We start from the raw sequence: 20,990 nt of genomic DNA on the forward strand, positions 1-20,990 counted from the left end.
TACCATAAAAAAAGGGGCCGTAGTGTAACCGGCCCCGTTGTTCCAACTTCAACCTGGTCCCGGATGGAAGATCCCAGACCAAACTATTAAAAGAGTTTTGTAAGCGTAGCTAAAGGACCGCTCAGGTCAGCGATCTTACGGACCGAAGAACTTGTTGTTGATCCATCTTCACCCTCAGCCTCGGTATTCGAATCTGCTACTTTTTCCACCCGTTGCTTTTTGGGCGCTTTCTTCTTTTCTGCTGAATCAATGCCTTCTTTTTCCCGGCGGTAGCGGTACTCTTCGCCCGTGTCGGATTTTATTTCTCCTTCCATGTGGATCTCCTGGTCACCGTCTTTTATCTTCAATTTAAACTTGCCGCTTTTCAATTCGAATTGATCATATTTATCTACACGCTGCAATCCATTATCGGGTGTCATGATCATCTCGCGGTCACTTTGCCAGCCATAGGAATTATCCCAGTCATTATCAAAGTTCCAGCCACGGCGGCGATTGTAATTGATGCTGAACCATTCGTAATCTTCTACCTTTCTGTCTATCTGGATACGTTTTCCTACCGGAACTTCTACTATGACCAACACCTGTTGATTCCTGAATTTTTCATTACGGCTGATAGCAAATCCTTTGGGCAATACCAGCACGCTGTCCTGCTGTGCTACATTAAAACTGATGCGCTCTGCCAGGGTTTTTGCAGCTTCGGGATTCATACCACGGCTAAACCTTACACGGGATACATGAAAGTTGGCATCCTTGCTTTTTTTGATATTTACTCTTACGGTATTAAGCATCAGGGTATCCTGGTTGATCGCATAGAAAGGCCAGTCTTCCCAGGAAATACCAAACCAGTCGCCACCATAATAACGGTTAAAGTTATTCGATACATCGATATACATTTTACCGTCAGCGGGTTGTATAATGTTCACGGACTCTTCCACAGGGGCAAAAGTTCTGAAATCACGGGCTACAATACCACCCAATACCAGCGCACATATCAGGCCTACAAACCACAAGGAGCCAAATACATAACCCAGGTAGTGATTGCGTGAACGAACGCCCATGATGCGACGGATCAACCAGGTGATCAGTGCGATCAGCGGTACACCGAGGAAAAGGATGAGTGTAGCCCAGGCCAGCAGGTTTTGTCCAAATCCATCAAACACGAAGTCTTTCACCGGGAACATGGTGAATCCACCAAATATGATCCCTACAAATACCCCAAACAAGGCTACCACAACAATGGCTGCGATCACCAGGAAAAAGGCTTTAAAGAGCACACCGATCACATGGCCGATACCACTTCCTGCACTGCGGGCAATGGGTGCTGCTTCGGTAGAAAAGGTTTTGGCGCGTGAGCCGGCTGTCTGGCCAAACTCTTTGGCCCTTTCGCCCCACTGCTGTGCTGACTCCCTGACTTCCTTTCCCCATTTTTCAGCTTTTGTTTTAAAACCTTCGAGGTCTTCCTTTACGGTATCACGAATAGAGTTGAGGTCTACCTTCTCTCCCCGCATTTCCAGTTTTTCGCTGGAAGTAACCGCGATGGGAACTGTTATCCATAAGATGATGTAAGCAAAGAAGAGGGTGCTGCCCAGGGAGCCGGTGATCACTTTAGGTCCCCACCAGAAATCCCAATCGTGGCTCCACCACATATTATTAAAGATGCCGGAAACCAGTCCGATGATCAAAGGCAGGGCGAAGATCAACCGGGGCACCCAGGTTCCTACATTGAGGTAGGCTGCCAGGCCGCCGGCCACACCCGAGATCACTTTATCATCCGCACTGCGGTACAGGCGCTTGGTGATGCTGGTCTCCACCGACTGGGAAGGTATGATCACCCACAAGAGGATGTACACCCAGAACAGGGGTGCAAACAGTACCACGAAGAGAATACGCATGATCACCGGGTCGATGCCAAAGTAGTTGGCCAGGCCACTGGCCACACCACCAACGATCTTATCATCAGCATTGCGGTACAGCCTACCACGCTTTCCTCTGTTATAGCTGCCATAGCTTTGGGAGCTGGAGGAGCCAGCATAAGACTGACTTTGGGAAGATGACTGCTGCTGTGCACCGCTGCCGCCATTGGTGTCTGTACCGCCACTTGTTGCTTCCGCTTCAAAATCTTCGGGGCGGCCCATGCTGGCGATCACTGCATTCACATCATCATCCGTAATACAGATAGATCCCTTTTTGATACGTTCAGAAAAAAGTTCAGCAATACGGCTTTCAATATCATTGATGATCTCATCACGACCTTCTTCGTTGGCGAAATACCGTCGCAAACTTTCTATGTATTGTTTCAGGAGCTCGAAAGCGGTCTCCTCGATGGGGATCACCCTGCCCTGAAAGTTTATGTTGATTACCTTTTTCATTGTTCGTCTTGTTTGTCGGTGGTTGAAGTGTTAGTTGGTATGTTGGAGGAATCGAAACCAAAGGAAACATTGCCGGCGGTTGAGACCAGCGATTCTTTTTTACTGGTAAGCTGGTTGACGGCGTTGGCCAGTTCATTCCAGGTGGCTTCCAGTTCTTTGTAAAACTCTTCGCCTTTTGGTGTGAGCGAAAAGTATTTGCGGGGCGGCCCGGAGTTACTTTCTACCCAGCGGTAGGTGAGCATATCCGAGTTTTTAAGGCGGGTTAATAGTGGGTAAAGGGTGCCTTCCAGTATCTGCAGGTTGCAACCCCGCATTTCGTCCACAATATCACTCGGGTAAGCTTCCCCCCGGCGAATGATGGACAGAATGCAGAACTCCAGTATCCCCTTCCGCATCTGGCTTTGTGTGTTCTCGATATTCATACAATGCTACTGTTTTTTAAAACCGGCAGCAGGGGCTCATGGCTATACTTTCCTAAGAACTGTGTTGGCTATACTTGTGGTTGACCCCTTGCTGCCGGTCGATGTGATCATTTACAACACAAATATAGGGTGAATTTTAGTACTATGCAACACAAAGTACCTACCGTCCAAAGGTAATCTTTATAAACTGCTAATAAGTTTTGCCATAAATGCTGTCTGGATAAGCATTTGCACAGGATAAAGGCCGCGGAATAAGTTTTCAGGCAATGGATAAGCGGTTAATAACGCTGGATGAAAGGCGTCCACCCGGCCGGATGTATAATAGAACGTTATCCGCCGCTTTAGGGACGTGCCGGTTGCCTGGTAAAGCAGGCATAATGATGTAATCGGGGAATTTTAGCGGAGTGTGCAGATATTTTGTACCTGCAGCTTCCCAGTGCCTTCCACCACCAGGTTGAAGGTTTGGTTCGATTGGCCGGAAACACTGATTTGCAGCACATTGACACCCCGGCTGAGGGGGATGCGCATGTAAGAGATGGTATGGGGCAGGCTTTGCCAGTTGCGGGTATCGGCCTTTTCAGACACAAAACTAAAGACCTGTATAGCCAGGGCTACTGCTTCCTTGGTATCCTTGTTTTTGTCGTCACTTTTGGGGCGGGCAGCAATCTCTGCCAGCTTCTTCACCGCCAGGCGGCTCAGGGCCTGCGACATTTCTTTCAGGAAACGTTCCTTTAAAGTAGCAAAAGCAATGGTATTGATGTTTTCGGCAGGTTCAAACTGATAAGTAGCATGATTGAGGGAAACATTGGCGCTCCGGAAAAAGGGAGGCTGCTCCTGGTATTTGGGGAAAGCTACCCGCAGCGAACGGAGGTCGTCCAGCTTCAGGTCTTCCTTCCTGGCATTTGTGCTGGCAAAGTCAAACGGGATATTGAAAGAGCCGGCGGGATCTACAAAGGCAAAGTTGCCAAAACCGTCCTTGGTGAGGGCAAAAAAGAAGTCTTGTTGCTGCTTTACCGGCGCCAGGCCATTTTCCCAGAAGAGTACCAGTTCGCCTCCTTCGGGTGGTGCGACGGCCTCAAACCGGGTATTCAACAACCCTTCATAGCGCTGCACCTCATCCTGGAAACCCATTAACTCAGCCGTGCGTAAAAGGTCTTTCTTCAGCTGGCCGGGCAAGTTGGTGCCGTAGTACTGGTTGTTGTTCTTCAGGTAAATATCTACTGCATTGCGGTAGGCAATGAAAGCATTGTTGATATCATTGCCCTGTTCATAAATGACGCCCTGGAGCATGAGGGAAAAAGCATCGTCGGAATAGCGGTTTTCGCGCTTGCTCTTATCCTGCTGGGCATAACTGGTGAGGGAGATACGGCGCGCTTCTACCATCGCTTCATCCGGCTGCCCCAGGTAGAGGTAGTTGAGGGCTTTGTAATAATGGACCATGAATTTCTCAAAATCCTCCCCCTTGTAGGTTTGCATCATGGGATTGAGCAGGGTACCCAACGCGATATCGCTGGCGGAAGTGCGTACGTCTTCCATGAATACATCGGCCTGGTTGAAATAGACATTGCTGCTGTCGTATTGCTTGAGCAGGTGTGTGATTTTACCTTTCTCCAGCAGGTAGAGCAACTGGTTGCGCCGGGCCTTGATCAATTTGACCTTTTCCAGATCAGCATCCGCTTTCTGGTAATTACCGTTCCGCACTTCGGAATAATAATTGCCAATGCGGCTATTGTAAGTAGCGCAGGAAAATAAAAAGAGCATCAGCGATAGAACAGCCAATGCTCTTACCATATTTTTAGATGATAATGCCATGCCGGTAGGATCTGCCATTCACGGGTTTGAATTCTAATACCAATTAGTTGGTCACGTATTTGGCAATCTTCTTATCGCCGATCCAAACTACTTCATTGGTTTGAATATTGGTGAGTTCCAGGTTTACCTGGTAGTATACTACTTTCTTCCGCTTTTGAGCATCCACAATAGAGTTGATAGAGCCTTGCAGGATAAAATCGGCGCCCTGTTCCAGGCCAAATTTCTTCATGCTGGAAGTAGAAGCATTGGTTTGCTGATCGGCTTTTTCAGCACGCAGTTCTTCCCGTTTCTTGCCACCTTGTACGAGGCGCACCCTACCCGACTTGATGAAAGATTGTTCTACATCCTTTACAAAGGTTTCGGCATCGATATGCTCGGTGCTTTTGTTGGTCACGAAACCTACGATCACCACGGGCTTTTGGCCATTGTGACCTTCCTGGTAGTTGCCTACCCATTTGTCGTTGAGGATATCATCGATCATTTTTTCAGCCGTTTGGCGGGAGTCGGTATTGTTCCAGCGTCCGCTGAGGTCGATCTGTTCGCCTGGATCAATACGGGTTACTTTGCGTGAGCAGGATACAGTAATAGCACTTACAGCTACAACGGCTGTAACAATCCATAAAACTCTTTTCATATTGGGATATTTATAAAAGATTAGTAAGTGAATATTCGTAAAACGGGTGGCCCATGGTGTTACCTGCACCAAAATGCGATGGAAGCTGCTAAAGGCAGGGTGCTCCAGAGATAGTTGCCCCAGCCGGTACCATTACCCCAGCGATTGTAAGAGTTATAAGGATAATAGTAATCATTATAATAACCATTGTACCAGCCACTGTTGCGGGCTCTTTCCATACGGAGCTCGCGGCGCCAGGCTTTGCGGTTGGCACGTAATTCTCTTTTATCTTCCAGGTAATCGATCGCTTTATAGGTGTTCTGCACGGTAGTACCATGCCAGCTATTGATAGAGTCTGCCATCTGCATATAGCGGGCCTGGCTTACCATAAAACTGGGGTTCTGATCAGGCGCTAAGTTTTGCGCTGTACCGGCCAGTACGGTTGTTACGATCAGGAAAGCTGTAAGTAAAATACTTTTCATAGTTGTAGCTTTTGAAGTGACCAATTGACAATACAAAGCTAATCAGCGATGCGTTAAGTGAGCGTTAAATAAGGTCGTTGCACATGCAAGATAATGTTAAACACCAGTTTATGCAAGCAATACGCATAAAAATACATGATTATGTGACAGGATAAGAAGAATATAGAATCCAGCATTCGGAATACAGCATGGAAGGTGGGTAAAGATGTGATCAAGAAGGTTTTACATGAGAATACGATGTTATACTAAGAGGTGTTCAAGAAGACTGTTTTGTTATTTTATGTTTAATTTATATATTTGTGGTGCATGGGGCTGCGGCCCTGAGCCTAAGCAGCAGGGTGATCACTTCTTTGAGGTGATCACCCTGACTGTTTATAGACAATTAAGCACTGCATAAAAGCTCTTTGTGTTGATCATTTTTTTTGGAATAATTAGCACGTTATTATCATGAGTGATTATCCAGGCTTCCCTGATACTGCTGTTTCTGCCAATTCTTAAGGTTGATAAAAGCGCTTCTTTAATATCGCTGAATGAATAGGAAGCTTGGTGTAAATTGATAATGACTATTTCTACTCTTTGCTGAGCTGCCCGATAGATGGCATTTTTAACTGATGTTTTGGTCGCTTCTCTGTTGTTGGGTTTTTTGATGTCTGCAATCGCTTTATTGTTGATCCTGACATCTGGATTTTTATTACCAAATACCTCTGGTAACAATTTTTGTCTTAATTCCAATGCTTCCTGGTTGAGGCATGGCAACAACTGAAGCCTGTACCCTTTTTGAGCAAGTAGCTTGCACGCCTCCAAGTTATCCGGCAACTCATCTGTTCCATGTAAGGGATGTAAGTCAACCCATCCACCAGATACGGACTCATACACTCTTAAGTAATGTAATTCCATTAGCTATAACTACAAGATGATAAATGGTAGTTAAGCTTTGATCTGCATGGATATTGGTGAAGGATATCAAATATATAAATAATCGAATATTCTTCCGGGTAATATTTCAAGTATACCAAAACAAAAAGCCATCCCGGTTAGAACCGGGACGGCTTAATTATTTTTTTACTGCTTAATTATTTCTTCAGCCCAATCTCTCTCAGCCTTTCATCGAGGTATTCACCGGCTGTAGCATCGGGATATGCTTTGGGATGCTCGGCATCGATGCAGCTTTCGAGGCTGGCCAGGCTCATTTCTCCTTTGGGATGCAGGAAGAAAGGAATAGAGAAGCGGGAGGTATGCCACATAGCGCGGGGCGGATTCACCACGCGGTGGGTAGTACTTTTCAGTTTATTATTGGTTAGTCTTTGCAGCATATCACCCACATTCACCACAATTTGTTCGGGCAGGGAAGTAACGCCTACCCATTCATTTTGTTTGGTCAATATCTGCAAGCCGTCGGCAGAAGCGCCCACCAGCAGGGTGATGAGGTTAATATCCTCATGCTGCTCGGCACGGATAGCCGACTTGGGCTCGGATGTAATAGGCGGGTAATGGATAGCCCGCAGGATGGAATTGCCATTGTGGATATGCGCATCAAAATAATGTTCATCCAGCCCCAGGTACAAAGCGATAGCCTGCAAGAGGGCTTTGCCCGACTTTTCAAAAGCCCGGTAGGCTTCTTCAAAAGTGACATTAAAAGCTGCCACATCTTTTACCTTCACATTGTCGGGGTATTCATTTTTCACAGGATCATTGTCTTCCACGATCTGGCCGTATTGGAAAAACTCTTTCAGATCGGGCGCATCACTTCCCTTCGCATGCTCCTTGCCAAAGGAGGTATAGCCACGCTGGCCTGCCAGTCCGGGCACTTCATATTGTCGCTTGGTATCAGACGGCAGGGCAAAGAATTGCTGCACATATTTATAGAGGTCGGCAATGAGATCATCGGGTATACCATGGTTCTTGACAGCCACAAAACCTACTTCTTCATAGGCCTTGCCCAATTGGTTTACAAAAGCCTGCTTCAGTTGAGGATCGCCGGAAGTAAAATCGGCGAGGTTGACGACGGGTATAGCCATAACAAACGTTTTAATGTTAAATACAGCCCGCTTTTTGAACGGGGATGTAAATTACAATTTACGAAATTCATTTGGCTATTGTGTAGAACTATTTATCCGTGCAGGTAATATTTACAGACCCTGGTTACAATCCGCCATTCTTTTCCTGCAGGATCTTTTTCTCATCATCGGTAATGTTCATCAGTGCATAATGGGGCACCCTGTTGATAGCTACTTCATCCAATGCATTCACCACATCCTGGTAACTGGAGGCTGCAGTAGGCTTTATCATCAGCGTGAGGTCTTCCCGTGAGCCAGGTTTACTCCTGTCCATAGCCAGTTGCTTATCCCGGATCACCTGACCAATACCATCTTTCATAGAGAAATTGGTAATACCATAAGCACCGCTTCGTAGTGCGCCCTCCATATCGCCATGATAATAAAACACTTTATTGCCACTTACCGGCAGTATGGTGAGGGCTGAGCTCTCTCCCACATTGGGTGAGTCTGGCACCGGCTTTGTGTCATCGGGCATGATCAGCCTTGTAGCCACGGGCTCGGACATCGTAGTGGTGAAAATAAAAAAGGTAATGAGCAGGAAGCCAAGATCTACCATGGGCGTTAGGTCTACCCGGGTAGACAGTTTTTTACTGCGGCGCACACCAGGTTTATCACTGGTAGTGGCGGTACTGATTTCAGCCATATGGGTATGTTTTACAGTGAGACGCAGCAGGAAAAACTTTCCATAAATAAAAAAAGAGCCGTCTTGCGACAGCTCTCTGATATATTCATTCATGTAATGCGTGTTCTAGAACTCTGCACTTTTTGGCGTCCTTGGGAAGGCGATCACATCACGGATATTGGTCATACCTGTCACAAACAATACCATGCGTTCAAAACCCAGGCCAAAGCCGGCATGGGGCACGGTGCCAAAACGACGGGTATCGAGGTACCACCACATTTCATCGGCAGGGATATGCAACTCTTCCATTCTTTTGGTAAGCTTGTCCAGGCGTTCCTCCCGCTGAGAGCCGCCTACGATTTCGCCAATGCCCGGCGCCAGGATATCCATGGCGGCTACGGTTTTCCCATCTTCATTTTCCCGCATGTAAAATGATTTGATGGCCTTGGGGTAACCGGTAACGATCACCGGTTTCTTGAAATGCTTTTCTACCAGGTAGCGCTCATGCTCACTTTGCATATCCACGCCCCATTTCACTTCATACTGGAATTTCTTCTTTTTATAAGCAGGTGAGTTGAGCAATATATCAATGGCCTCGGTATAAGTAATACGCTCAAAATCGTTGTTGAGTACAAACTCCAGCTTTTCTATCAATCCCATTTCGCTGCGCTTATCCTGCGGCAGTTGTTTTTCTTCTTCTGTGAGCCGCTGCGCCAGGAATTCCAGGTCTTCCCGGTTATTATCCATCGCAAAGCGAATGAGGTATTTGATGAACTCTTCGGCCAGGTTCATATTGTCTTCTATGTCATAGAACGCCATCTCTGGTTCGATCATCCAGAACTCGGCCAGGTGACGGGCGGTATTGGAGTTTTCGGCACGGAATGTAGGGCCAAAAGTATAGATCTCACTAAAAGCTGTGGCTGCCAGTTCGCCTTCCAGTTGTCCGCTCACGGTCAGGTTGGTGGAACGGCCAAAGAAATCCTCTTTAAAGTCGATGCTGCCATCCTCATTCTTAGGAGCATTGTCCATTGGCAAAGTGGTTACGCGAAACATTTCACCGGCACCCTCCGCATCACTGGCGGTGATGATCGGTGTGTGCATATAGACAAATCCTTTTTCATGGAAGAACTTGTGAACAGCAAAGGCCAGAGAATGGCGTACCCGGAATATGGCGCCAAAAGTATTGGTACGGAACCGGAGGTGGGCTTTCTCCCGCAAAAACTCCAGGCTATGTTTTTTGGGTTGCAAAGGATATACCTCCGCATCACTATCGCCCAATATTTCAACAAGGGTAGCCTTTACTTCTATTTTCTGCCCTTTACCCTGGGAAGCTACTACCTGCCCGGTCACCTTCAGGGAAGCGCTGGTGGTAATGCGTTTCAGCGTGGGTTCATCCAGCATACCCAGTTCAACTACTACCTGCAGGTTATTATTGGTGGAACCGTCATTCAGCGCTATAAATTGATTGTTGCGGAAAGTGCGCACCCAACCCATTACTACTACTTCCTGGCCCGTTGTTTCGGAGGCCAACAGTTCCTTGATCTTTACCCGTTTGTTGAACATGATGTTAAAGCTTAATACTATTATAATCTGCGTTTTTGCAGGAGGGCAAAGATAAGGATTGGGGGTGCAATGTGATTATCTGATACTTTTGGTTAACAGTAATTTCCTGTTGATCAGCCAAATTTCACCAAATCCGGGTTCAGACAAATGAAAATAGCCTTCTTCTCCACGCAATTGTACGACCGCACCTATTTCAACCAATACAACAGGGGTCATGAACTGGTATTTTTTGAGGCGCCGCTGAATGAGCAAACGGTCAACCTGGCCAGTGGCTTCACCGCCATCTGTGCTTTTGTGAACGATACCATTTCCGAACCCGTCATCCGGCAGCTGGCTGCCCAGGGAGTGCAATTGATCGCCCTCCGCTGCGCCGGGTACAACAATGTGGACCTGGCTGCTGCCAGGGCCCACCAAATTCCTGTGGTGCGGGTACCCGCCTACTCTCCTTTTGCGGTAGCCGAACACGCTGTGGCGATGATCCTGACCCTCAACCGCAAAACGCACAAGGCCTACAACCGGGTGCGGGAAGGCAATTTCTCCTTACAGGGGTTAACGGGTTTCGACCTCCACGGCAAAACGGTAGGGGTGATCGGTACGGGACAGATCGGGCAGGTTTTTGCCGGCATTATGCAAGGCTTTGGGTGCCGGGTGCTGGCATTTGACGTTATTGCCAACAAAGACATGGAAGCCAAGGGGGTAGAATACCTGCCCCTCGTCAAATTATTGCCCCAGTGTGACATTATCTCCCTGCATTGCCCCCTGAACGAACAAACCAAACAGATCATCAGCACCCAAACCCTCAGCATGATGAAAGACGGTGTAATGCTGATCAATACCAGCCGGGGCGGACTGATCGACACCCAGGCGGCTACTGATGCCCTGAAAACCGGGCGGTTGGGTTACCTGGGCATCGATGTGTACGAACAGGAGGAAAAACTGTTCTTCCACAACCTGCAGGACGAGATCATTCACGACGATGTCATTATGCGGCTCATGAGCTTCCCCAATGTACTGGTAACGGCCCACCAGGGGTTCTTTACCGATGAGGCCCTCACGCAGATCGCACAAACTACCCTCCAGAGTATCAACGACTTTGAGCAGGGGAAGGCTTTGGTAAACAGGATTGCCTAGAAGGCAACAAGAAAGTAGGGCAGTTACCCTCAATGCCTCGTTACCTCGGTGGCTATCTGTCCTAATAATCTCATAAATAAGGGCTGTGAGGGGCTTTTTTACTCAATTCGTAAAGGCTCTCCCATTCATTTCGGTAATTTCGCGGCCTTGTACCCCGCCTAAAGTGGGAAGGCTACATTTCTATCATGAGGGAGAAGATTCAAATTGCATTGGTAGGCAACCCCAACAGTGGCAAAAGCTCACTGTTCAATGCCCTAACCGGGATGAACCAGAAAGTGGGTAATTTCCCCGGTGTGACGGTAGATAAAAAATCAGGTAGTACGGTTATCTCTGAAACGATGACGGCTACCATTATCGACCTGCCCGGAACTTATAGCCTCTACCCCCGCCGGGAGGATGAATGGGTAGCTTACCGGGTGCTGATGCAGCAGGATAAAGAAGTAGACCCGCAAATGGTGGTGCTGATCGCGGACGCCAGCAACTTAAAACGCAACCTCTTATTTGCCTCTCAGATCATCGACCTCAAAATACCGGTGGTAATTGGTCTTACGATGATGGACCTGGCCAAGCAGAAAGGCATTAAGATCGACGTCGCTGAATTGGAAAGAGAGCTGGGAGTACCCATTATCCCCATCAATCCCCGTAAGAACAAAGGCATTCCCCAACTTAAAAAGGCCATCGAGCAAACCGCCCTCCACCTCTACAAACTACCAGTGCGCGACTTCATCAACAATGAAGCCCTGGCGCCCAATGCAGTGAAGGAGGTAAAAGAGGTGGTAGCCGACCTGAGCGATTACAAAGCCATTCATTACCTGATCAACCATGAATCTTTTGCCCTGCACAACAAATTGCAGGAAAAGATCGAGTCAATTGAAGAGATCAATAAATTCAACCATACCAAAACGCAGGCCGAAGAGATCCTGCAGCGCTACCAGCGCATCAGCGTCATCCTGAAGCAGTCGGTATCAGAACCTTCCCCGCTGCAGAAAACGATGCTCACGGAAAAGCTGGATGATGTGCTCCTGCACCGCCGCTGGGGTTACCTGATCCTGATAGCGGTTTTATTCCTTTTGTTCCAGTGTGTATTCTGGCTGGCGGAATATCCCATGACAGCGATCGAGTGGACCTTTGCCGAACTGAGTGGTTTCTTTAACCGTATACTACCCGAAGCCTGGTGGAGCGACCTCTTCATCAATGGCCTGATCGCCGGTATTGGCGGTATCGTGGTATTCATACCGCAGATCATGATCCTTTTTGGACTGATCACGATCCTGGAAGACACGGGTTATATGGCCCGCATCAGCTTCCTCACCGATAAACTCATGCGCAAGGTGGGCCTCAACGGCAAAAGTGTGATGCCCATGATCAGCGGATTTGCCTGTGCAGTGCCGGCGATCATGAGCGCCCGGAATATTGAGAACAAGAAAGAACGACTACTCACCATATTTGTAACCCCGCTGATGAGTTGCAGCGCCCGTCTGCCGGTGTATACGATCCTCATCGGGCTGGTGATCCCCAAGCAAATGCTGTGGGGATTCATTGGTGTACAGGGCCTGGTGATGATGGGGCTGTACCTGCTGGGCCTGGTGATGGCATTGATCACAGCCTATGTAGCCAAGTGGTTCATTAAGATCAAAGAGAAGAGCTTTTTCATATTGGAGCTGCCTACTTACCGGGCGCCACGCTGGAAGAATGTAGTGGTGACTATGGTGAGCAAAGCCAAGATATTTGTGGTGGATGCCGGTAAAGTGATCATCGTGATCAGCCTTATTTTATGGGCCCTGAGTTCCTATGGACCCAAAGAAAGAATGGCGGCGGTACACACCAAATACGAGCAACTGGCGCAGCAAAACCCTGATCAAAAGGATTTGCTGGAGCGCGAGAAAGGAACCGACCTGCTGGAAAATTCCTATGCCGGCATCCTGGGCAAAAGTATCGAACCAGCCATCAGCCCCCTGGGCTACGACTGGAAGATCGGCATCGCCCTGATCACTTCTTTTGCTGCCCGGGAAGTATTCGTGGGCACCATGGCTACGCTGTATAGTGTAGAGGGCGGCGCCGATGCCGATGAGACCACGCTTACCGAAAAACTCAACGCTGCCACCCGGTCCGACGGCAGTAAGGTATATACCCTGGCCACAGGGCTTTCACTGATGATCTTTTATGTGTTTGCGATGCAATGTATGAGCACATTGGCCATTGTAAAGCGGGAAACCCGCAGCTGGAAATGGCCGCTGCTGCAATTGATCTACATGACAGGACTGGCCTATGTGATGAGCCTCCTGGCTTTTCAGTTGTTCAAATAAAGGCAACGAGGCATCAAGGCACTGAGGCAACGAGACGGCTTCGACGACAAGCTCAGCCTGACAGGCGAAAGGCTCCTGACATTCGTTTACAATATCCTATACATTAGTATTCCCCTTAACAGATTTGAGCGGTATCAATAAGCGGTAGGGAACAGCAGGTAAACGCAACAAACATTTCTGGTTGGTCGTTATTAGCCTATCTAAATCCCCTCCCTATGAAAAAGATATGTATTATCTTTTTTGCATCCGTCTGTGTATTAACGTCCTATGCCCAAACACCCGTTGCGTGGTATCATTATGCGGAAGAATTCTATTTCGTGAAAGAGGTCCCCGCGGCATCCTTACAGGGCAAAAATTTCCGGTATGAAATTGCAGTAAAAGCCGATCCGGCCGACACACTATCCAAAGTGCGTATCCATGGCATTGGGGTAGGCAAAGGCCAGGAAGATTACCTCAACAGTCATTTTACGGTAGAGACCCGCTCAGAACAGGAGTGGACGATTTATACCGTGGTTGGCACGGTAGCACCGGAAGCCAAAAAACTGTGGTTTTATGCCTCTGTCAATGGAAATGGCAACTTCTACTTTGATGACCTCAGTTTTTACATAGAAGACGAGCCTGGTAAATGGCGACAACTCTCCTTATTCAACGCCTCCTTTGAGGAAAAGCAGAACGATATTTTTGCCGGCTATTATGTAAGCAAGCGAAGATCGCCCAATGTACAGACCATGCTAAGCAAGGAAACGGTGAAGACGGGACAGAAATCTTTGCTGGTGAAAACCAGGGGCGCTTCTCCTGTTGTAACCTCGGCTTTGAGCGAATAAAATTGATCTCTAACGATTTCATACACCCCAACACAATCAACATGAAAGGAGCCCACCAGGAGCTCCTTTCTCTTTTCTACCCATGAAAAACCCAAATGAAAAGTAAACCATCCGTCCAATTATTTTATTAGCCGGTAGCCCGTTCCAGGCGAAGGCGTAAGTCGGGATATATTCTCTTCATCAGCGTATTCAGGATCTCTTCCTTGGAAGGCCCGAAGTTGCTGTTCCTGTTGCGTACCAGCAACCAGTCGTTGTTGTCCAGTGCCCTTGAATCACCGGTATAGGTAGCATAGCTATCATCCCAGCTGAGGTTTTGTGTAAGCAGGCCCTGGTCTACACTCTTATTGTTGACAATATCGCTTACCCGGTAATCGAGGGCACCATTCACGGTGAAGGTGCGGCGGGTAATGCGCAGGGTGGCATACACGGTTTTGTACACAGGTTTACCGGTGGTATCCTTACCTACTTCAATGCTGCGCGATACGTTGCGGGTAAATTGATAGGGTACGGAAGCGTTGGCATCGATATTCCTCCACCTTACGTCCACGGTCCAATCGGCATCAATGTTTTCACGGTCTGCATCACGGTCGGTATAAAAACGGGCCGGTACAATGTTGGCATTACGTCCACCCAACTCACGTACCAGTGATTCCTGGTAATCTTCCGGGCGATAGCGGAAACCGGTATTGCCCCAGGTGTTGAAGAAAAGGTTATCATCTTCAATACGGTTAACTACCACATTGACCACACTTCTTTCATAGGATTCAGCGATCAGTTCTTTTGCATCCTTATAGCCATTTACATAGTAGTTGGCTTTACGGAAAGCTTCATTGGCCTGCAGGTTCTGTTCACGGTTGTTGGCAGCCAGCAGGTTATTTCCTTTATTGTAAAAGTATCCGGCAGCTTCTTCACGGATATCCTGTAATGGCTGTAAATAGTTGTTGGGCTGTACCAGCTTCAGCAGGGCAGGCACCGATTGAGCGCTGGTATACATTTGCTGGAGGGCATTGAGCTCACTCAGCATTTTATCCCAGCGTTTTTCATCTGTACTGGTCCGGTATACGGCCACCGCCTGCTCGTGACGTTCTACTGATAAGGCATACAATTCCTTCAGGTCATTCTGTGCTTTTGTATTATCAGGATGTTTCACCAATTCGTTCACGGCCTTATACAAAGGCTTGTCTTCTGTGTAAGAAGCCTGGAACTTAGGGGCGCCGCAGGATACAAACAGTACCGCGGCCAAAGACATAGAGGTTATTAAGTGTTTCATAAAAAATCTCCTTCCATACATTGACTGCAAAAGGCTCCGAAAGATTGTTAGGGGAATCATAAAAGAAGAATACAGAAGACAGGATACAGCATTTAGAAGCAATTGCTTCGAAAATGAAAGCGGTAAGTGATTGGTAGCCAATAGCTACCGTTGGTAGAAATGCTCCCCGGATAATAATTGGAAATAAGTAGTTTGAGGTAAAGAAAACAACCCGTTTATGAAAAGAATGATACTTGTATGCGTCATCGCACTACTCGCTCAGGGCACTTTCGCCCATAGCACCGGCCACTCCACTGACAGCATCCCGGCGCAGGAAAAGGATGTCAAATCTATTGACGCCATCCTTTCAGCCCTCTATGATGTGATCTCAGGGCCTGCCGGACAGCAACGCAACTGGGACCGTATGCGTACCCTATTCCTCCCCGAAGGGAAACTGGTCGCTACGGGCATCCGGCCTGATGGCACAACGGGCAAAAGGGTGATGAGTGTAGAAGATTATATTGGTTCCTCCGGACCCTTTCTGGAGAAAAATGGCTTCTTTGAAGCCGAAGTGAGCCGTAAAACCGATCAGTTTGGAGCGGTGGCCCATGTATTCAGCACATATGAATCCCGGAAAACACTGGCCGATGAAAAACCCTTCATGCGTGGCATCAACAGCATTCAGCTTTGGCATGACGGCAAGCGCTGGTGGATACTCTCCGTTTTCTGGCAACCCGAAACGCCCCAGCTACCTATCCCGGAACAATACCTGAAAAAGTAGCAAACTGAATCACCACACACTCTAAGTAAACTATAAACAAAGAAGGATCAAACAGGCTTGAAACCCGTCCTTTGTCCGAGTTTGGTCCGTCTTTGGTCCGTCTTTGGTCCCTGTTTGACCAGACCCGGTAGGTACTAAATGCCGAAGCTTGCCCAACGGGGAAGCTTTTGAGATGAGTGCGCGGGTAACTATTTACAAATCAACGCCCAGCGCCAGTAAATCCTTTTTAAACTGCTCAGGTGATTGGAAGTGGATGGTATGCAAACCCAGCTCTTGGGCAGGGTGCAGGTTGCGCACATTGTCATCTGTATACACCGCTGTAGCGGGATCAATATTGAAGCGGCTGAGTAAGGTTTGATAGATAGGCAGGAAGGGCTTGCGGGTCTTTTCATCGCCCGATACCACAATGCCTTCAAACCAATGCAGGAAGTCATATCGCTTCAGTGCAATGGGGAAAGTTTCTGCGCTCCAGTTGGTAAGTGCGTATAAGCGATAATCCGTTTTATATTTCAGGTGGTGGAGGATGTCTACTGTTTCCTGGATGGGACCACCCAGCATTTCTTCCCAGCGGCCATAAAAGGCGCGGATATTGGCTTCATGTTCCGGAAATTGCTTCACCAATAGCGCTGTGCCTTCTGCCAGGGACCGGCCTGCATCCTGCTCTTCATTCCAATCGCCGGTAGTAATGTTCTGAAAGAACCAGTGCATGTCTTCTTCCTTATCAAAAATGGTCTTGTATACATATTCGGGGTTCCAATCTACCAATACTCCACCCAGGTCAAAAACGATCGTATCTATGCGGCCCATGCTCTTTTAAATTGTGCGACGAAAATAATTTATTTGAAGAATTATACTCCCACTTTCTGGCTGCGCCTTTCCAGCATCACCGTCGTTCTCCAGATACCATCCAACTGGGCAATGCGCTCACGATAACCGATGTACCGGAAACCACATTGTTCGTGCAGGTGAATGCTGGCCCTGTTCTCTTCATGGATCACGCTGAGCAGTGACCAGATCCCATTCTTTTCACTTTCATTGATCAATTCCAGCAGCAGGATGCGGCCAATACCTTTGCGCTGGTGGGCCTGCGCTACATACACACTTACCTCCGCTACGCCGTTGTAACAATCGCGTGCTGAGACGGGCGCAAGGGCCGCCCAGCCTGTCAGCTCCCCTTCTTCTAAAGCTACAATGCGGGAATGCGGCAGGTACTTGGCGTCAAAGACAGGCCACTCCGGCACTGTTGTTTCAAAGGTGGCCATGCCGGAAAGAATGCCCTGGCGGTAGATATCCAGTAAAATAGGGGCTTGTGTTGCCTGCATGGGTTCAATGGTGATCATACCCCGAAATTAAAAATCCGGCCACAATTAAAGCGTCGCCGGAAAAATATTTGAGCCAGCTTTTTGCCTGAATTGGAATGTAAGGGGTTATGTATTAGGATGATACCCTGCAGGAAATACGGTATTAGCAAGGGGATTTGCTGATTTTAAAGAAAAATTAACACGGAATATGTTTTATCCGCTATATTCGCACGGCCTAAAAAGAAAAAAGGTCCACTGTAGAAACAGCTGACCTCTAACGATTGCTTGCCATATGAAAAAAGGTAATAAATTCTATCTCTTTTTGTATGGGTGAACGTATTTTTGCTCAATTTCACCCCGGCCTCTAACTCACTTGCCTGCGATAATCAAAACCTCATCTTGTTCTTTGCTGAAACAAAAATAAGATGAGGTTTCATTTAATTCAAAACATCTTATGAGGGATTTGATTATGCCAAAGGGGTGATGTCACCACAGAACCCTTGCTGGTATTGTGTTTCAGGAAAATTTCATGATGATGGCCAACAGATTAACAGATACCTTATTCCAGTTAGTTCATTCTTTGGAGAAGTCGGAGAAGAGACATTTTAAACTCTATATAAAAAGGAGTTCAGGTAATGAAGACCTGAAAATCATACAGTTATTTGATGCGTTGGATAAATTGAGCGAATATGATGAAAAATTGTTATTGAAAAAACTCCCCTCTATTCAGAAGCCGCAGCTGAATAATCTTAAGACGCATTTATACAAACAGTTGTTAGCAAGCTTACGTTTGCTGAAGACCGCCGAGAATGTAGACCTCCAATTAACCGAACAACTGGACTATGCCCGCATATTGTACACGAAAGGATTGAAGATCCAGAGTCTTAAGATACTGGAACGTGTAAAAGATATTGCCCGCACCAACCAGAAGTTCAACTTCCTGGCACAGGTGATCTCTCTCGAGAAAAAAATTGAAACGCTACACATTACGCGCAGCTCGCAGGAAAAAACAGACCAGCTGGCAGCAGAAGCCCTGGAGATCAGTGGGCATATTGACCGGGTAACACGTTTGTCCAACCTCGCGCTTCAGCTATACCGTTGGTATATCAGGAATGGTCACGTGCGCAATGAAAAAGACGAAGTAGGTATCCGGGAGTTTTTGCATAAAAACCTTCCGCCCAATGACGAGATCACCGGCTTTTACGAAAAACTATACCTGTATCAAAGCTATTGCTGGTATGCTTTCGTGCGACAGGACTTCTTAATGTATTACCGCTATAGCCAGAAGTGGATTGACCTCTTTGATGCCGATCCATTCATGATCACGGTGGAAACCGGTCACTACATCAAAGGGATGCACAACCTGCTCAACGCCCATTTTGACCTGCGCAACTTTGAAAAGTTTGAGATCACGCTGCAGAAGTTCCAGGAATACGCCAAAACCCCAGTGGCCAATCTCCACGACAATTTCAGAACCCATACGTCTATTTATATTAACAGCGCCAAGCTCAACTGGATCCTCATGCGGGGAACCTTTAAGGAAGGCCTGGCGGAAGTGCCACAGATTGAAAAAGACCTGGAAGATTATGCTCTCTATGTAGACGGGCACCGTATTATGGTGTTCACTTATAAAATAGCCACTCTTCATTTTGGCAATGGTGATTATGACAGGTCTATTGATTACCTGCAAAAGATCATTAATGGCAATACGGAGATCCGTAATGACCTTCAGTGTTATGCCCGGCTGCTGCACCTCATGGCCCATTATGAACTGGGCAACTATGAACTGATGGAGTCGCTGACCAAGTCGGTATACCGCTTTATGGCCAAGATGGAAAACCTTACGGTAGTGGAAGAAGAGATGTTCCGCTTCCTGCGGCATTCCTTTGGCGTATCACCCCGCCAGTTGAAGCCGGAGCTGGAAAAGTTCCTGGAAAAGATCAAGCACCTGGAAAAAAACCGGTATGAAACACGGGCCTTTGCTTACCTGGATGTGATTTCCTGGGTGGAAAGCAAGGTATCGGGCAAACCCATGAGCGAGATCATTTACAACAAATACCTCAAACGCCGCAGACGCCGTTATGCAGAGCTGGAAGAAGCGAAGCAGAAGACGGCCTAAACGTTATTTTCTTAAGTATCATTTCGAATGAAGTGAGGCGAAGTGAGAAATCCATTTGCTTCGATAGCAGAACCTGTCCCGCTTTGCGGGATTTCTCCCTGCGGTCGAAATGACAAGGAAAAGTCGAAATGACAAAGAAGTATTTTTCACTTTACACTTTCCGTAGTCGTTCTACTGCCTGCTCCAGGGTGGATTCTTTCTTGGCAAAGCAAAACCGAATCACTTTGTTATCCTTCCCCGATTGGTAAAAGGCCGATACCGGAATGGTGGCAATACCATATTCTTTCGTAATGCGGATGGCGAAGTTCTTATCGCTTTCATCACTGATGCGGTCGTACTGATAACATTGGAAATAACTGCCGTAACTGGGCAGCGGCGTGAAACGGGTGTCCTTCATCAGTCCGCTGAAATAATCCCGCTTCTGCTGCATTTCCGGCGACAACTGCAGGTAAGAATCCCGGTTGTTCAGGAATTCTGCCAGCGCCACCTGCGAAGGGGTATGGCAGCTAAAGCAATTGAACTGGTGCACTTTCCGGAACTCCTTGGTAAAGTCGGCAGGCGCTACACAGTAGCCCAGTTTCCAACCCGTGCAATGGTATACCTTGCCAAAAGAAAAACATACAAAACTGCGCTGCAGCAGATCAGGATAGCGCAAAATGCTTTGATGGGGTATCCCATCAAAGATCAGGTGCTCATATACTTCATCAGAAAGGATGAGGATATTGGTATCCCTGACCAGGGCATGCAATTGCTCCATATCATCCTCCCGCAATACCGCGCCGGTGGGATTGTGGGGCGTATTGAGCATGATCATGCGCGTACGATGGGTTATTTTGCTGCGTACCAATTCCCAGTCGATCCGGTAATCCGGAAACTTCAGGTCTATCAATACAGGGATGGCGCCATTCACCTCAATATTCGGAATGTAGCTGTCGTAAGCCGGTTCAAACACGATGACCTCATCGCCGGGCTGCAATACGGCCGTCAAAGCTGTATAAATAGCATAGGTGCCACCAGGGGTGATGGTGATCTCTGTATCGGGATTGACAGTTGTATTGTACAGGAACTTTATCTTATCGGCAATGGATTCCCGCAGAGGCATCCAACCGGGCATGGGGGCATATTGGTTAAATCCCTCCTGCATGGCTTTATTGACCAGGGCTGTCAAAGCTTCGGGCATGGGATAATCGGGAAATCCTTGTCCGAGGTTAACAGCTTTGTGCTCCGTGGCCAGGGCACTCATGACAGTAAAAATGGTAGTGCCTACATTGGGTAGCTTAGATTGAATATACAAGGTGCCGGTTTGAATAGTTGATAATGCTGATCCCAAATTTATAGC

Annotated in this window: 18 protein-coding genes; 5 read left to right on the plus strand and 13 right to left on the minus strand. The window is 47.6% G+C overall.

Annotation, left to right across the window (positions count from 1 at the left end):
* Positions 1-86: 86 nt before the first annotated feature.
* The 9 genes from D3H65_RS22635 to asnS all read right to left on the minus strand — a co-directional run bounded on the left by D3H65_RS22635 (position 87) and on the right by asnS (position 9,940).
* Complete coding sequence (locus tag D3H65_RS22635) at positions 87-2,369, minus strand: PspC domain-containing protein (protein ID WP_119052501.1); 2,283 nt, start codon at positions 2,367-2,369, stop codon at positions 87-89.
* Positions 2,366-2,791: a PadR family transcriptional regulator gene (locus D3H65_RS22640; protein WP_245999564.1), complete on the minus strand. Its 426-nt coding sequence runs from the start codon at positions 2,789-2,791 to the stop codon at positions 2,366-2,368. Before D3H65_RS22640 ends, D3H65_RS22635 begins: the two co-directional genes overlap by 4 nt.
* Positions 2,792-3,187: 396 nt before the next feature.
* The gene (locus D3H65_RS22645) at positions 3,188-4,621 is read right to left on the minus strand and encodes a COG3014 family protein (RefSeq protein ID WP_245999565.1); all 1,434 of its coding nucleotides are present in this window, start codon (positions 4,619-4,621) and stop codon (positions 3,188-3,190) included.
* Positions 4,622-4,646: 25 nt separating this feature from the next.
* Complete coding sequence (locus D3H65_RS22650) at positions 4,647-5,237, minus strand: penicillin-binding protein activator LpoB (RefSeq protein WP_119052502.1); 591 nt, start codon at positions 5,235-5,237, stop codon at positions 4,647-4,649.
* Positions 5,238-5,296: 59 nt separating this feature from the next.
* Positions 5,297-5,698 carry a hypothetical protein gene (locus tag D3H65_RS22655; RefSeq protein WP_119052503.1) on the minus strand — a complete coding sequence of 134 codons (402 nt, stop codon included), beginning with the start codon at positions 5,696-5,698 and terminating at the stop codon, positions 5,297-5,299.
* A gap of 372 nt (positions 5,699-6,070) precedes the next feature.
* Positions 6,071-6,595 (minus strand): CdiA C-terminal domain-containing protein, encoded by a 525-nt coding sequence (locus D3H65_RS22660; RefSeq protein WP_119052504.1) that lies wholly within the window; start codon positions 6,593-6,595, stop codon positions 6,071-6,073.
* Between the two features lie 176 nt (positions 6,596-6,771).
* Positions 6,772-7,716 (minus strand): isopenicillin N synthase family dioxygenase, encoded by a 945-nt coding sequence (locus D3H65_RS22665; protein WP_119052505.1) that lies wholly within the window; start codon positions 7,714-7,716, stop codon positions 6,772-6,774.
* Positions 7,717-7,840: 124 nt separating this feature from the next.
* Positions 7,841-8,398 carry an ExbD/TolR family protein gene (locus D3H65_RS22670; protein WP_119054612.1) on the minus strand — a complete coding sequence of 186 codons (558 nt, stop codon included), beginning with the start codon at positions 8,396-8,398 and terminating at the stop codon, positions 7,841-7,843.
* A 105-nt stretch (positions 8,399-8,503) separates the two neighbouring features.
* Positions 8,504-9,940 carry an asparagine--tRNA ligase gene (gene asnS, locus D3H65_RS22675; RefSeq protein WP_119052506.1) on the minus strand — a complete coding sequence of 479 codons (1,437 nt, stop codon included), beginning with the start codon at positions 9,938-9,940 and terminating at the stop codon, positions 8,504-8,506.
* 147 nt (positions 9,941-10,087) lie between these two features.
* On the opposite strand from asnS, the gene D3H65_RS22680 reads away from it, so the two are divergent.
* The 3 genes from D3H65_RS22680 (at position 10,088) to D3H65_RS22690 (ending at position 14,201) form a co-directional block, all read left to right on the plus strand.
* Positions 10,088-11,071, plus strand: coding sequence for a 2-hydroxyacid dehydrogenase (locus tag D3H65_RS22680; RefSeq protein ID WP_119052507.1), 984 nt, complete (start codon positions 10,088-10,090; stop codon positions 11,069-11,071).
* A gap of 185 nt (positions 11,072-11,256) precedes the next feature.
* Positions 11,257-13,377 carry a ferrous iron transport protein B gene (gene feoB, locus D3H65_RS22685; protein WP_119052508.1) on the plus strand — a complete coding sequence of 707 codons (2,121 nt, stop codon included), beginning with the start codon at positions 11,257-11,259 and terminating at the stop codon, positions 13,375-13,377.
* A gap of 215 nt (positions 13,378-13,592) precedes the next feature.
* Entirely contained in the window at positions 13,593-14,201 is a 609-nt protein-coding gene (locus D3H65_RS22690; protein WP_119052509.1) for a hypothetical protein, read from the plus strand.
* Between the two features lie 127 nt (positions 14,202-14,328).
* Here the strand turns inward: D3H65_RS22690 and D3H65_RS22695 are convergent, their stop codons facing one another.
* Entirely contained in the window at positions 14,329-15,450 is a 1,122-nt protein-coding gene (locus D3H65_RS22695; protein WP_119052510.1) for a hypothetical protein, read from the minus strand.
* A gap of 238 nt (positions 15,451-15,688) precedes the next feature.
* Between D3H65_RS22695 and D3H65_RS22700 the strand changes: the two genes are divergently transcribed.
* On the plus strand, positions 15,689-16,231 hold the full coding sequence (locus tag D3H65_RS22700) for a hypothetical protein (protein ID WP_211345530.1): 543 nt from the start codon (positions 15,689-15,691) through the stop codon (positions 16,229-16,231).
* 192 nt (positions 16,232-16,423) lie between these two features.
* On the opposite strand, the gene D3H65_RS22705 is transcribed toward D3H65_RS22700, so the two are convergent.
* A complete protein-coding gene (locus D3H65_RS22705; RefSeq protein WP_119052511.1) occupies positions 16,424-17,038 on the minus strand; it encodes an HAD family hydrolase in 615 nt (204 codons plus the stop codon).
* Between the two features lie 41 nt (positions 17,039-17,079).
* The gene (locus tag D3H65_RS22710; protein ID WP_119052512.1) at positions 17,080-17,571 is read right to left on the minus strand and encodes a GNAT family N-acetyltransferase; all 492 of its coding nucleotides are present in this window, start codon (positions 17,569-17,571) and stop codon (positions 17,080-17,082) included.
* A 496-nt stretch (positions 17,572-18,067) separates the two neighbouring features.
* Between D3H65_RS22710 and D3H65_RS22715 the strand changes: the two genes are divergently transcribed.
* Entirely contained in the window at positions 18,068-19,651 is a 1,584-nt protein-coding gene (locus D3H65_RS22715) for a hypothetical protein (protein WP_119054614.1), read from the plus strand.
* 151 nt (positions 19,652-19,802) lie between these two features.
* Here the strand turns inward: D3H65_RS22715 and D3H65_RS22720 are convergent, their stop codons facing one another.
* Complete coding sequence (locus D3H65_RS22720; RefSeq protein WP_245999566.1) at positions 19,803-20,981, minus strand: methionine aminotransferase; 1,179 nt, start codon at positions 20,979-20,981, stop codon at positions 19,803-19,805.
* Positions 20,982-20,990 lie beyond the last annotated feature (9 nt).

The organism is Paraflavitalea soli (assembly GCF_003555545.1).
GTDB classification, from domain to species: Bacteria; Bacteroidota; Bacteroidia; order Chitinophagales; family Chitinophagaceae; genus Paraflavitalea; species Paraflavitalea soli.

Coding starts and splice junctions, on each gene's coding strand:
- D3H65_RS22640 (WP_245999564.1), bottom strand. CDS start 2,791: ATGAATATCGAGAACACACAAAGCCAGATGCGGAAGGGGATACTGGAG.
- D3H65_RS22650 (WP_119052502.1), bottom strand. CDS start 5,237: ATGAAAAGAGTTTTATGGATTGTTACAGCCGTTGTAGCTGTAAGTGCT.
- D3H65_RS22680 (WP_119052507.1), top strand. CDS start 10,088: ATGAAAATAGCCTTCTTCTCCACGCAATTGTACGACCGCACCTATTTC.
- D3H65_RS22665 (WP_119052505.1), bottom strand. CDS start 7,716: ATGGCTATACCCGTCGTCAACCTCGCCGATTTTACTTCCGGCGATCCT.
- D3H65_RS22660 (WP_119052504.1), bottom strand. CDS start 6,595: ATGGAATTACATTACTTAAGAGTGTATGAGTCCGTATCTGGTGGATGG.
- D3H65_RS22705 (WP_119052511.1), bottom strand. CDS start 17,038: ATGGGCCGCATAGATACGATCGTTTTTGACCTGGGTGGAGTATTGGTA.
- D3H65_RS22700 (WP_211345530.1), top strand. CDS start 15,689: ATGAAAAGAATGATACTTGTATGCGTCATCGCACTACTCGCTCAGGGC.
- D3H65_RS22645 (WP_245999565.1), bottom strand. CDS start 4,621: ATGGCAGATCCTACCGGCATGGCATTATCATCTAAAAATATGGTAAGA.
- D3H65_RS22655 (WP_119052503.1), bottom strand. CDS start 5,698: ATGAAAAGTATTTTACTTACAGCTTTCCTGATCGTAACAACCGTACTG.
- D3H65_RS22690 (WP_119052509.1), top strand. CDS start 13,593: ATGAAAAAGATATGTATTATCTTTTTTGCATCCGTCTGTGTATTAACG.
- D3H65_RS22695 (WP_119052510.1), bottom strand. CDS start 15,450: ATGTCTTTGGCCGCGGTACTGTTTGTATCCTGCGGCGCCCCTAAGTTC.
- D3H65_RS22710 (WP_119052512.1), bottom strand. CDS start 17,571: ATGATCACCATTGAACCCATGCAGGCAACACAAGCCCCTATTTTACTG.
- D3H65_RS22635 (WP_119052501.1), bottom strand. CDS start 2,369: ATGAAAAAGGTAATCAACATAAACTTTCAGGGCAGGGTGATCCCCATC.
- D3H65_RS22670 (WP_119054612.1), bottom strand. CDS start 8,398: ATGGCTGAAATCAGTACCGCCACTACCAGTGATAAACCTGGTGTGCGC.
- asnS (WP_119052506.1), bottom strand. CDS start 9,940: ATGTTCAACAAACGGGTAAAGATCAAGGAACTGTTGGCCTCCGAAACA.
- D3H65_RS22715 (WP_119054614.1), top strand. CDS start 18,068: ATGGCCAACAGATTAACAGATACCTTATTCCAGTTAGTTCATTCTTTG.
- feoB (WP_119052508.1), top strand. CDS start 11,257: ATGAGGGAGAAGATTCAAATTGCATTGGTAGGCAACCCCAACAGTGGC.